Raw genomic sequence first — 12,053 nt, 5'->3', positions numbered from 1 at the left:
AGAATTTGTAGAAACGCAAGTTGAGTAAGAAAGGTCAATGCCCCGCTAATCGGTGCAAGTCGTAGGGCATCATTGACTGTATAAGAGCACCTGCTCCACTATAGTTGCGGAGCTAATCTATGTCTATGGAAAGTATTTGTTAAGAATAGAAGCTGTTAAGTATACTTCCGTAGATAACCTTTAAACAGGCCGGTTTTTATTCAGCAGGCATGAGGCTAATCAAATCATCAATCTCTAACTCCAGGTTTCCCTGCAGTTCAAAGGAGAGCGATACCTTGTCCTGCTGGGGTATGATATCCTGCACACGCACCCCCTGTACTGCTCCCAACACTTTTACTCCCTTTAGTTCAAGACCTTCTTCCAGCCTGCTGTTGGCCTTGTTCAGCTCTTCTGAAATAATCTGGCTTAGGTTAACTCTTGCCTTTTTTATAATTTGATTGTAGGCTGCATTGTTTATAAGCATTTCTAAGGCAGCATTGTAAAAACCACTGGAGGTTCTGGAGTTCATCTTAAACTTCCGGACAAATAACTGCTGCGTTGCATTATCGTAGCCTAACGTTGCGAAAACATACAAATCCACCTGGTCCCGTTTCAGAACTGTCCGGAGAATCCTCAGTTTTATCCTGAGAATAACGTCATAGGCACCTGTGCTACTTCCTGATATCCCGATGTCCAGTATCTGGCCGTACGGAGGCGTTTGTACGCCTGGTTCTGGCTTGGGAACAGGCTGACCAACCATTTTCTTTTTAAGTACTCCTTCTAAAGCCGGATATGATATCGAAATTGGCACTTGAACTATGATTGAACTTTCCATCATATGGGTAGGTGGTACGTTGTCGGATAAGGAGAACAGTTTATCAGGCTCCATCCGGGATGATCTAATGTTGCCAAAAGTAGAAAAAAAAAAGCCTCAAACGAACGTTTGAGGCTTAAGAAGTGATCCCGCTGGGATTCGAACCCAGGACCCATACATTAAAAGTGTATTGCTCTACCAGCTGAGCTACAGAATCAGTACTGTTCCCATTTATTTGGGAGTGCAAAAATAGGAACTTAATTTTAATTAACCAAAACTTATTTCCTGTTCCTGCTTCTTTTCACTTTGCTTTCTCTTCAGCAAGAGTAGAAAGAAAAAGCCTTTTCATTCAGAAAAGGCTTTCGCTCTCATTGTGATCCCGCTGGGATTCGAACCCAGGACCCATACATTAAAAGTGTATTGCTCTACCAGCTGAGCTACAGAATCTTTTTATTAACTTGCATTTCTCAGGACGTTTCCCTGAATTGCGATGCAAAACTAACAGCTAAGTTTTTAAATGCAAAACCTTTGGTTCAAAATATCTGCTTTTTTAGTCATTTTTTTGGCCCTTCTGGCAAAACCGGCTTATGCTCAGGCAGATAAAACAACACTGGTAACGGCAGACTCTTTGTTCCTAAAACAGCATTACACGGAAGCGCTCGAATTGTACGAGCAGATCTTACAGGAGCAGCTGTATTCACCCCAGATGCTGCTGAAGATGGCCTATATCAAAGAAGGCCTCCGCGACTATACCGGCGCCATGTATTACCTGCATCTTTTCTATACGAAAGAACCCAGCCGTTCGGTACTCCGGAAGATGGAAGAGTTGGCGCAGGCACACCGCCTGCAGGGGTATGAATACAACGACCTGCAGTTCTTTAAAACGCAGTTCAGCAAACACTACATGCGCATTCTGGAACTCATGCTGCTGGCAGCCGTCGTCACCGCCACCATCATGTTCTTTAGCTGGCGCAAAGGCCACCGCTTCACCAACACCTTCAAAATCAGTTTTACGCTATACCTGCTGTTTATCCTGTACTACATCAACTTCCTGAACCTGGGAGATGCGGGTATCATCAAAAACAACCATGTTGCCATTATGTCAGCCCCCTCTGCTGGCGGCTCCTGGCTGGCCACGGCCACCGAAGGCCACAAAGTACCCATCAGGGGGGAACAGGACATCTGGTACGAGATAGAATGGAAAGGCCAGAAAGCCTTCATCCGAAAGAGCAATTTGCTGGAGTTACCATAAACTGTAGCTCGTACTTCGTATCACGACACACGATAAACGTGATACCTGATACGAGCTACGTGATACGCTTCTTTATTTTTTCAGAGGAGAGTCTTTTTCCTTTGCCATTACGTTATACACCAGCTTATCGGCCAGGCTCGGGAAGAGCTTATTTACCCAAACAGCCAGTTTACCCTGCGTTGTCATCACAAGGTCGCGTTTGCGTTTAAGTGTTGCCTGCAGAATTCTTTCGGCGACTTCCTCGGCACTCATCATCTTTTCTTCCTCCCGCGGTGTCTCGCCTTGCTGCTGCCCGTTGGCTGCCAACGCCGTGTTGCGAATGTTCGAAGCCGTAAAGCCAGGGCATGCTAACAGCACATGAACGCCAGAATACAGCAACTCGGTGCGCAATGTTTCCAGGAAACCATGCATGGCAAATTTGGAAGCGGAATAACCAGTGCGCGCAGGCAGGCCGCGGTAACCGGCTATGGAGGAAATCCCAATAATGGAGCCTTTCTCTGCTTTGATGTAAGGCAGGGCAAACTTAGTGCTGTACACGGTACCCCAGAAATTAATATCCATTACCTTCCGGATAACGTTCAATTCCAGGTCCTCAAAAAGAGCACGCATCGAAATACCGGCATTGTTGATCAGCACATCCAGTCGGCCATACCTGCTCACAGCTTTCTGCACCATTTGCTGGCACTGCTCCTCCACACTTACATCGGCCTGCACCGGCAGGTTGTCTATGCCCGCCGCCGTTAGTTCCCGCGATGTCTCCTGCAGGTTCTGTAGATTGCGCCCTGAGAAAACTACATTCGCCCCTGCCCCGCCAAAAGCAAAGGCACAGGCCTTCCCTATACCGGATGTTCCGCCAGTTATCAAAACCACTTTATTTTTCATGCTGATCATATTCTGAATTAAAAGCCACAAAGTTAAAATTTATTGTGGATTGCTTTTTGTTGATTGTTAAGTGATAAACCTCCTCTTCTGGTTTGGCTTCTGGAGCAAGCTAAAATTCAGCAGGTCTGAATTCGATCATAGTTTTGGAAGCTTATAAAAAAACAATACTAACTCCCTTTGAGTCCCAGCGGGACGACCTGTTGATAGCCCGATGGCTAAAGTTTACCCTTAGCTCCAGCGGAGCGGCCTGTTTAAAAAAACTACAGGTTACTCCGCTGGAGCTTGAGAATCCATAGATTTGATTCCTATTAACAGGCTGTCCCGCCGGGACTAGTATGCAAGCTCAGTTACAAAAGGCTATTCCCTTCATCAAGAACACACTCCTGCCTGTTTCTCCTCTATTTTGATTAATTTTGCAGCATTGTGAGAAAACAGAAGAAACAGAAGTTCGAGATACTCGAAAATATAAGAATCGAGGAGATGGTGGCGGAAGGGAAATGCCTGGCGCGCCATAACAACATGGTCATTTTTGTGAGTGGTGTAGCTCCCGGCGACGTGGTTGACCTACGCGTTACCCGCAAAAAGAAATCCTTTCTGGAGGCCGTGCCTGTTGCTTTCAGGGGGTATTCAGAGCTGCGCGTTCAGCCATTCTGTGAGCACTTTGGGGTTTGCGGCGGCTGTAAGTGGCAACACATTGGCTACGACACACAACTATACTACAAACAGAAGCAGGTAAAAGATAACCTGGAGCGCATTGGCAAAGTGGCCATGCCTGAGTTTGATCCTATACTTGGTTCGGCCAAAACCAGGTACTACCGCAACAAGCTGGAGTTTACCTTTTCCCCTAACGGCTGGCTCACAAATGAACAGATAAAGTCAGTGGAAGAGTTCGACCGGAATGCGCTGGGCTTCCACATCCCGGGCCGTTTCGACAAAATACTGGACATCCAGCATTGCTACCTGCAGCCAGACCCGTCCAATGCCATTCGGCTGGAAGTAAGAAAGTATGGCCGGGAGCACGGGCTGGAGTTTTTCGACGTGGTGAAGCAGGCCGGTTTCCTACGCAACCTCATCATCCGGACAGCCAATACGGGAGAACTGATGGTCATTCTGCAGGTATTCCGGAATGACCAGGAGGATATCCTGGGAATTATGGAGCACCTGAAGGTAACTTTCCCGGAGATTACTTCGCTGCAGTACGTGGTGAACCCGAAAGGCAACGAAACCTATCATGACCTGGAGGTGGTGTGCTACCATGGCTTGCCATACATACATGAAGAAATGGAAGGTATTCAGTTTCGGGTGGGGCCTAAGTCCTTTTATCAAACCAATGCAGAACAGGCATACGAGTTGTATAGGCTGGCGCGAGAACTGGCTGACCTGAAGGGAGACGAACTGGTATACGATCTGTACACAGGAGCCGGAACCATTGCTAACTTTGTGGCGAGGCAGTGCAGGGAGGTGATCGGTATTGAGTATGTACCCAGTGCCATTGAAGATGCTAAAATCAACTCGCAGATCAACAACATCAACAATACCACGTTTTATGCAGGAGACATGAAAGACATTCTTTCAAATGAGCTGCTGGAGCGCCATGGACGACCTGATGTTGTGATTACGGACCCGCCCCGCGCTGGTATGCACGAGGACGTAGTAGCCAAGTTGCTGGAGGTACACGCAAACCGCATCGTGTACGTAAGCTGTAATCCGGCCACACAGGCCCGTGACCTGGAACTGCTCTCCACAAAGTATGACGTGGCACGCGTACAGCCCGTGGATATGTTCCCGCAGACGCACCACGTAGAGAACATAGTATTGTTAATAGCGAAATAGACAAACGTATCACGAAGCATGTGGCAAGACTTGGCTTAGATGATAATATTATTTCTGCATGACTGTGGCTTGTAATGAGCTGGGAATCTTAAGAAGATCTTTTGTCGTGATACTCGCTACGAACTACCTCATACGCAAAAAAATATGGAAAACGATCCGGAATTAAACGGCAAATACCTTGGTACCATCTCCAAAGATTTTGTGGTGGTAGCCGAGACGCTGAAAGAAGCATCGTACCAGGTGCGCAAACGCAAGATATCTGAATATCCAATTTTCGTGTTCAGCCGCACGCAAGTGCCGGTGGGTTCTGTGTTCCTGGCAAAGGAAGAAGCAGCGCTGGAGTGGCACATTAATGCCTCTTATTTAGAAGATTTCGTGCAGCGGCAGTTGGTGATGCCTGAAAAAGTGAATGATTTTAAAGCAGCCTATAAAGACCCTGATGAGTACTGCTGCCTCTTTGTAGTAGACAACGACTTCCAGAACTTCGTGTTCATCCCTTTCCCGGAAGATTAGATGCGTAGCACGTATTTCGAATCACGTAGCACGATAATGATTTTGCTGAATTGTATCAAAACAGAAGAGGCTGCTTCGAAATAACTAAGCAGCCTCTTCTGTTTTAACTTTAGCAGTCGCGTTACGTGAAACGGAATACTTGATACGTCACTAAAAATGACTCCAGCCTTGAGCTTTTAGCGGAAACGCCTGCCCGTGCTTGTTAGCCAGGTTCACGCCTTCACTGGCTTCCGTGATTTTACCGATGATAGTAATGTCCGGGTGGTTTTTTACTTTTTCGTGGTCCGCCAGTGGAATGGTGAAGAGCAGTTCATAGTCTTCCCCGCCATTCATGATGCACGTAATGGGGTCGAGGTTAAACTCTACGGCTGTTTCCAGCATCTGGCTGTCGGCAGGCAGGTTGTCCTTGTATACCGTAGCACCCACACCCGACTGGCTGCAGATGTGCATTAATTCAGAGGCTAAGCCATCCGATATGTCAATCATAGCCGTTGGCTTAATACCCAATTCCTTCAGTTCATAGATAACATCCATGCGAGCCTCCGGCCGCAGCTGCCGGCCTACGATGTACTGTTTATTCTCCAGCTCTGGCTGCATCTCCGGGTTTGCTATAAACGCCTGCTTCTCCCGCTCCAGCACCTGCAACCCCAGATAGGCCGCACCTAAATCGCCGGTTACACACACCAGGTCGTTTACCTTGGCACCGCTGCGCAAGACAGCTTCTCCTTTGGCCACCTCCCCTATCGCCGTCACGCTGATAACCAGACCAGCCCTGGAAGATGTTGTGTCGCCGCCAACCAGGTCTACATTATAGCTTTCACAGGCCAGGCGGACGCCTTCGTAGAGTTCTTCTATCGCCTCCACCGTGTAGCGTGCGCCCACACCTATGTTTACCGTAATCTGGGTTGGCTTTGCATTCATGGCTGCAATATCCGACACATTCACCGCCACAGCCTTGTAGCCCAGGTGCTTCAGCGGGCAGAACGTCAGGTCAAAATGCACCCCTTCCAGCAGCATGTCGCTGGATACTACCAGCTGCTTCTCCTGCGGCTCCAGCACGGCAGCATCGTCGCCGATGCCTTTCACTGAAGACTCATTTCGCAGCTCAAACTTCTCTTTTATCTTTTTAATCAGGCCAAACTCACCAAGTTCGCTCAGCGGGGTATACTCACTCATACTATTTCTCTTTTGGATGTGCAAAGATACGGAAATTGAGGGAAGAAGTATTTGGGTGTCTGCAGGGTTTTGTACCACCTTTGTTCAGGAAGCTGCTGGGCAATGACGATGGTGCTTTTATGCCTTATTATGCCTGCTGTACCGTGTCCAACCACCCCTGCTCCTCCTTGTCTAAGGGGGGGAGCCTGCTATTTTTACTTCTGCCTGCCTTCGTTTACTATACCTTTACTTTCATTTTCTGTATCTAAAGCATTAAAGAAGACAATGAAATAATGGCACTGCATAACAGGAAGTATCTGAAGGAGAACAGAAGAGAGCTTAGAGGCAGTTTGACACCCGCTGAGGCTGAACTTTGGAAATACCTCAAGGAAGGCCAGCTTTAAGGCCGCAAGTTCAGGAGACAGCACAGTGTCGGTAACTATATCCTTGACTTCTACTGTCCATCAGAAAGGTTAGCTGTGGAGCTTGACGGGCAAGGTCCACAGCTAACTCTAATGCTGAATATTTTGATGAGAAACGTGACCAAGCACTTAAAAGCTTAGGTATAAAGGTGCTACGCTTCGAAAACAAAGAGGTATTTCAAAACTTAAAGCACGTTCTACAGGAAATCAGCAGTAGCTTCAGTAGGTAGTGCTCCCCTCCTTGGACAAGGAGGGGCAGGGGTGGTTGGACCCGGCAAATGTAAAAACGGCAGGTATCATCTTAGCCGCACCACCAAAGCCCCGGAATCCGCTACATCATAATAAGCGATGCCGAGGGTATCGAGTTGCTGGTGCAGGCGCTGCCGGTACCAGGGGCTGTTAGAGGCATCTAAAATCACCTTGCCGGGAGCATAAGCTTGCAGAACCTGCGGCTTCACGCGGACATTATTTCGTAGCAGCAGGTAGTTGGGTGACAAAGGCTGCTGAGAAGTTAGCTGCGGGGGATGCGATAACAAGAGCATGCGTTGTCCCTGCCATACCACCAGGCTGTTGCTGTCCGGCAGCATAGTATAAGCTGCACTGGCGATAGCACCGCTACCCATAGATGCGAACTGTGGCCGCGCTACCCCCAGATACCAGAGATGCGGCTGGATGTTGAACGAGAAATTGCTTTCATCATGCAGCAAAGCGGAATCTGCCAGCAAAGTGGCCTGCTGCCCCTGTACTAAAGCTATACCCGTGGAGCCGCGCACGTTGTAAATGGTAAGTAACTCCTGCTCTTTCTGCTGCACAGTTTCCATAATCTCCTTAATTGAAAGCACCGCCACTATCCCTGTTGCCAAAGCGAAGTAGCGAAGCTGACGAAGCGCTACAAAAAGCAGGAGCATGATGAAAAATGCATACAGCAGCCAGGTCTGCAGTGCCGTAATGTCGATGCCGTTGAGGAGAGCGTAAGGCAGGTGCTGCACCACTTCATTAAACCAGTTCATCCCCCAGACAATGCCGTAGTGTAAGGCGAACAGGAGGCTGCTCAATACTGGCACCCAGCTGAAAGCTAATGCCACAATACCGGTATACAACGCGAACATGGCTGCAGGCACAATCAGCAGGTTTGCAAACCAGAAGTATACCGGAAACTGGTGGAAATAGAACAGGCCCAGCGGAAGCGTGGCCAGTTGAGCAGCTATCGCCACGGTAAAATACGACCACACTTTATCCAGCAGCCAGTTGTTGATTTCCAGCAGGCCGTATAGCTTTGGTTGCAGGTATACAATGCCCAGCACTGCCAGGAACGACAACTGAAAGCCCACCTCTTTCAGGTTGTACGGGTTTAGCAGGAGCAGCGCAGCCGCGGCAATAGCAATGGTATTGTAGATGTTCGTCTGCCGCTTGATGGCTGTGCCCACAGTAACGAAGCTGAACATTACCACAGCCCGCAGCACTGATGGTGATAGGCCAGTCAGGAAAGCGTATGTCCACAGGAAGCCCAGTATCAGCACCGCCTGAAGCACCCGCTGCCGCACGGAAGGTGCAAAGAAGCTGAACAGCCACACCAGCACAAGGTAAATCAGGCCCACATGTAGCCCCGACACCGCCAGTACATGCATGGTGCCCGTGCTGGCATAGGCGCTCCGGATAGAGTTATCCAGTTCGTCTTTCACACCCAGAATCAGTGCAGAGGAAATAGCATACTCCCGCCTTGCCTCTATCCTCTGCCGCAGCAGAAAATCCAGGTTGCGGCGGAGGTGAATGCTGGCAGCTAGCAGCGGACTTGGTGGCGCAGACCCAATTTTCTGTGCCTGGAAAGCCTGCAGGTAATGGCGGTGATAGATGCCTTTGTTAGCGAGGTACTGCCGGTAATCAAACTGGTTTGGGTTGCCGGGTGGCGCTACTTTTTGAGGAGCACCTTTAATCAGCAGCACATCGCCATAATTCAGTTCATAGGTTTTCTCTGAATCATGGGGTAAAGAAATCTGCACCTTGCCATCGGCTGCTTGCCACTTTCCGTTTACCTGTACCTGCTGTACCTGCAGGACGGTGCTTTGGTAGCCGGGCTTCTGCACCAGGTAATCCTCCACCACCCCTACATAATAGGCTGGTTGCCCCGAAAGGTGCAGGAGGTGCTGCGGGTTGTTCTTTTCAGTGTGGAGATGTGTTGCCCAGAAGCCGAGAAACACAAAACAGAGCAGGCCCACTATACCAGCCATGTTCGTTGCTTCGGCAGCTTTAGCTCTTAAGGAAAAGACAGCCGCTATGATAAAAGCGGCTACAAAAAAGGCGAAGATCTCCATGCTATAATGGAGGCCTTCGCCTAAAATAAAGTATAGCAGTATACCTGCTACCAGACTAAGCGTGATGCGGATAAAAGGGTATGGCGCCCACCGCAGCATCAGTCTCTATAGATCATCTTGTAGTGCTGAATGTCGCACTCGCTGAATAGGTCGCCTTCTGCCTCGAATCCGTTTCTTTTATAAAAATTGACAGCTGTCAGCTGTGCATGCAGGTAAATCTCTTTATCCGGATGCTCTCGCTGCACATCCTCCAGCACCGCCTCTAACAGCTTCGCACCTACCTTTTTGTTACGGTATGCTGGCAGCACCGCAAAACGCTCCAGTTTTACACCCTTGTCGGTCACGCGCCAGCGGGCTGCACCACAGGGCGTACCTTCGTATGTGGCCAGGTAATGTTTGGCGGCACCTTCATACTGGTCATACTCGGCATCGGCCGGCACCTGCTGCTCTATCACAAAAACCTTTTCACGGATGCTGTAAGCTGCCTTCAGATCCTGCTCCTGGTCTATTCGTTTTAGCTCAATCATGTTGGAGCTTTATATAGTTTAAAGTTTTGAGTTCGTGATAATTGAAATAACCTACGCCTAACCCCTCCGGGAGGGGAATTATTTACTCGTGCGGAAAGACCCCTCCTCGGAGGAATTAGGTGTGAGTTAAAAGCTTCACTAAAAAGCGTCTGCTACTATTCTGAAAACCTAAAAAGGAAAAAGAGGCGCAATATGTTGCGCCTCTTTGTTTTCCACCTTGTTAGTATTCTGAATTAAACTTCCTGCGGCGATCATAGGTAGGCTCTTTCCTGTCGTCTTCAGCAGACTTTGCCTCGACTCTGGCAGCACGTCGCTCTTCTTCCAGTTTGGTATAAGCGTTTACAATATCGCGTACCAGTCTGTGGCGAACCACGTCTTCGGCGCTCATCTCCACAAAGCCGATGCCTTTAACACCGCGCAGAATGTTCAGTACTTCCATCAGTCCGGAACGCTGGTTACGCGGTAAGTCTACCTGCGACCAGTCGCCGTTCACCATCACTTTGGCGTTCGGTCCCATACGCGTCAGAAACATTTTCATCTGGGCAGGAGTAGTATTCTGCGCCTCATCCAGCAGCACAAAGGCATTGTTCAGCGTACGGCCACGCATGTAAGCGAGTGGTGCTATTTCAATGATTTTGTTTTCCTGGTAATACTTCAGCTTTTCTACTGGAATCATGTCTTCCAGGGCATCATATATCGGGCGCAGGTAAGGGTCTACCTTCTCCTTCATATCGCCTGGCAGGAAGCCCAGGCTCTCGCCTGCCTCTACCACGGGCCTGGAGATAATGATTTTCTTTACTTCCTTGTTCTTCAGCGCCCGTACTGCAAGTGCCACCGAAACATATGTTTTACCTGTACCGGCAGGCCCTAAGGCGAACACCAGGTCGTTCTTCTCCACAGCATCCACCAGCTTCTGCTGGTTAGGCGTTTTGGCCTTTATCACGCCGCCCTTGCTGCCATACACAATCACATCCGGGGAAGTAACAATTACTTCTTCGTCGGTAAAAGAGTCAGAAGAAAGGTATCTATTTACACTGCTGTGCGTAATCTTTCCGAACTTGTGGTAGTGGTCGATTAGGGAACCCAGTATTTCATGGATTTTTGTAATTTCGGGCGTTTGGCCCTGGATCTTTATTTCATTGCCTCTCGAGATGATTTTGCTGCTCGGGAAGGCAGCAGCGAGCTGCTTGATATTCTGATTCTCTGTCCCCAGAAAATCAATCAGAGAGATGTTCTCTAATGTTATTATTTTCTCTACCAAATTATTGCTCCTCTATATAGTCTGTGAGTAATGTTTTATTTAAGTTAAGTAAATTTGGTTTATATTTAATACAAATTCATAAAGATTATAGTTCGTGCTATGGCTGTAATTACGTTTACATCAGATTTTGGGTATAACGACCATTATGTGGCCGCTGTAAAAGCCAAAATTCTTTCTCAGGACGCGCAGGCAACCATCGTGGATGTGTCGCATGCCATCGAACCCTATAACATTGCCCATGCAGAATTTGTGCTTGGCTCTGTTTACCGGGAGTTCCCGGAGGGCACGGTGCACCTGGCCGCCATTGACACCCACGGTAACAGACACGGCAAATTTCATGCTGCAAAATACAAAGGGCACTATTTTCTTTTGGCAGACAACGGCCTGCTCTCACTCCTGACAGATGGGCAGCCAGAGGTAGTGGTAGAGATGAAAACGGACCGCCCGCTCATGCCCTTTCCGGCGAAGGACCTGCTGGCAAATGCGGCGGTTTTCCTGGCGAAAGGCGGCGACATAGACGTGCTGGGCGAGCGCACCCAAAAGTACAGGCAACTGCTTAACCGCCAGTTGCGCCTGAACGACCACTCCATTACGGGCCACGTCATTCATGTAGACCGCTACGGCAACTTGGTGACAGACATCACCGCCGACAGCATCGACACCATTGCCCATGGCCGCACCTTCACCATTCACTTCGGCCGCGAAACTGTGGGCCGCGTCTACCCTACCTACAACCAGGTAGACGACGGCGACTGCTGCTGCATCTACAACAGCCAGGGCCAGCTCTGCATCGGTATAAACAAAGGCCATGCAGCAGAACTTCTCGGACTCGGCTTTGATTCGCAGGTAGACGTGCGGTTTTACCCGGGGAGTTGATGTAACTTTGAATTTTGAATAACTGAATGACTGAATAAAAGGACCTAAATCCCTTATTTGGCTTTAGCACCCATTTCAACTCGTTAATTATTCAAAATTCGGTTGTGGTCTAGAATGTATGATGGTTTCGGTAATAGAAAATTAGCTTCATTGCATTGTCATGATTCTGCTCTTTTTTCGAGAAGCAGGCTGTTTTTCTGACTATCCTCCTGTTCCTGGTCCTCAGG

12 protein-coding genes, 2 tRNA genes and 1 pseudogene are annotated in these 12,053 nt (G+C 48.8%); 6 read left to right on the top strand and 9 right to left on the bottom strand.

Translation table 11 applies throughout. The features are described 5' to 3' along the window. Window positions 1-196: 196 nt before the first annotated feature. The 3 genes from ACFS7Z_RS22235 to ACFS7Z_RS22225 all read right to left on the bottom strand — a co-directional run bounded on the left by ACFS7Z_RS22235 (window position 197) and on the right by ACFS7Z_RS22225 (window position 1,240). Window positions 197-817 carry a DUF4403 family protein gene (locus ACFS7Z_RS22235; RefSeq protein WP_377489759.1) on the bottom strand — a complete coding sequence of 207 codons (621 nt, stop codon included), beginning with the start codon at window positions 815-817 and terminating at the stop codon, window positions 197-199. A gap of 120 nt (window positions 818-937) precedes the next feature. Beyond that, a tRNA-Lys gene (locus tag ACFS7Z_RS22230) sits at window positions 938-1,010 on the bottom strand. 157 nt (window positions 1,011-1,167) lie between these two features. Then, window positions 1,168-1,240, bottom strand: a tRNA-Lys gene (locus tag ACFS7Z_RS22225). A gap of 70 nt (window positions 1,241-1,310) precedes the next feature. Here ACFS7Z_RS22225 and ACFS7Z_RS22220 point away from each other — a divergent pair. Next, on the top strand, window positions 1,311-2,045 hold the full coding sequence (locus ACFS7Z_RS22220) for an SH3 domain-containing protein (RefSeq protein ID WP_377489756.1): 735 nt from the start codon (window positions 1,311-1,313) through the stop codon (window positions 2,043-2,045). 72 nt (window positions 2,046-2,117) lie between these two features. Here ACFS7Z_RS22220 and ACFS7Z_RS22215 read toward each other — a convergent pair whose 3' ends face one another. Further along, on the bottom strand, window positions 2,118-2,927 hold the full coding sequence (locus ACFS7Z_RS22215; RefSeq protein WP_377489753.1) for an SDR family oxidoreductase: 810 nt from the start codon (window positions 2,925-2,927) through the stop codon (window positions 2,118-2,120). A gap of 423 nt (window positions 2,928-3,350) precedes the next feature. Between ACFS7Z_RS22215 and rlmD the strand changes: the two genes are divergently transcribed. Both rlmD and ACFS7Z_RS22205 read left to right on the top strand, forming a co-directional pair. Continuing rightward, the gene (gene rlmD, locus ACFS7Z_RS22210) at window positions 3,351-4,760 is read left to right on the top strand and encodes a 23S rRNA (uracil(1939)-C(5))-methyltransferase RlmD (protein ID WP_377489750.1); all 1,410 of its coding nucleotides are present in this window, start codon (window positions 3,351-3,353) and stop codon (window positions 4,758-4,760) included. 144 nt (window positions 4,761-4,904) lie between these two features. Next, window positions 4,905-5,273, top strand: coding sequence for a hypothetical protein (locus ACFS7Z_RS22205; protein ID WP_377489747.1), 369 nt, complete (start codon window positions 4,905-4,907; stop codon window positions 5,271-5,273). A gap of 150 nt (window positions 5,274-5,423) precedes the next feature. Here ACFS7Z_RS22205 and thiL read toward each other — a convergent pair whose 3' ends face one another. Next, window positions 5,424-6,449 carry a thiamine-phosphate kinase gene (thiL, locus tag ACFS7Z_RS22200; protein WP_377489744.1) on the bottom strand — a complete coding sequence of 342 codons (1,026 nt, stop codon included), beginning with the start codon at window positions 6,447-6,449 and terminating at the stop codon, window positions 5,424-5,426. Between the two features lie 422 nt (window positions 6,450-6,871). Here thiL and ACFS7Z_RS22195 point away from each other — a divergent pair, with 422 nt between their 5' ends. Then, window positions 6,872-6,991 (top strand): hypothetical protein, encoded by a 120-nt coding sequence (locus ACFS7Z_RS22195; RefSeq protein ID WP_377489938.1) that lies wholly within the window; start codon window positions 6,872-6,874, stop codon window positions 6,989-6,991. An 8-nt stretch (window positions 6,992-6,999) separates the two neighbouring features. Further along, window positions 7,000-7,080: a hypothetical protein gene (locus ACFS7Z_RS22190; protein WP_377489936.1), complete on the top strand. Its 81-nt coding sequence runs from the start codon at window positions 7,000-7,002 to the stop codon at window positions 7,078-7,080. A gap of 66 nt (window positions 7,081-7,146) precedes the next feature. On the opposite strand, the gene ACFS7Z_RS22185 is transcribed toward ACFS7Z_RS22190, so the two are convergent. The 3 genes from ACFS7Z_RS22185 to ACFS7Z_RS22175 all read right to left on the bottom strand — a co-directional run bounded on the left by ACFS7Z_RS22185 (window position 7,147) and on the right by ACFS7Z_RS22175 (window position 10,950). Next, the gene (locus tag ACFS7Z_RS22185; RefSeq protein WP_377489741.1) at window positions 7,147-9,261 is read right to left on the bottom strand and encodes a ComEC/Rec2 family competence protein; all 2,115 of its coding nucleotides are present in this window, start codon (window positions 9,259-9,261) and stop codon (window positions 7,147-7,149) included. After that, a complete protein-coding gene (locus ACFS7Z_RS22180) occupies window positions 9,261-9,689 on the bottom strand; it encodes a GNAT family N-acetyltransferase (protein ID WP_377489738.1) in 429 nt (142 codons plus the stop codon). The genes ACFS7Z_RS22185 and ACFS7Z_RS22180 overlap by 1 nt, the downstream gene beginning before the upstream one ends. Before the next feature lie 220 nt (window positions 9,690-9,909). Next, window positions 9,910-10,950 (bottom strand): PhoH family protein, encoded by a 1,041-nt coding sequence (locus tag ACFS7Z_RS22175; RefSeq protein ID WP_377489735.1) that lies wholly within the window; start codon window positions 10,948-10,950, stop codon window positions 9,910-9,912. Window positions 10,951-11,049: 99 nt separating this feature from the next. Here ACFS7Z_RS22175 and ACFS7Z_RS22170 point away from each other — a divergent pair, with 99 nt between their 5' ends. After that, a complete protein-coding gene (locus ACFS7Z_RS22170) occupies window positions 11,050-11,826 on the top strand; it encodes an SAM hydrolase/SAM-dependent halogenase family protein (RefSeq protein ID WP_377489732.1) in 777 nt (258 codons plus the stop codon). Window positions 11,827-11,935: 109 nt separating this feature from the next. On the opposite strand, the pseudogene ACFS7Z_RS27450 reads toward ACFS7Z_RS22170, so the two are convergent. Beyond that, window positions 11,936-12,053, bottom strand: a pseudogene (locus tag ACFS7Z_RS27450) (IS1 family transposase); the annotation flags it as partial.

The sequence above is a fragment of the Pontibacter toksunensis genome, assembly GCF_042686245.1.
In the GTDB taxonomy this organism is placed as follows: Bacteria; Bacteroidota; Bacteroidia; order Cytophagales; family Hymenobacteraceae; genus Pontibacter; species Pontibacter toksunensis.
This window is presented reverse-complemented; position numbering and strand designations above follow the sequence as displayed.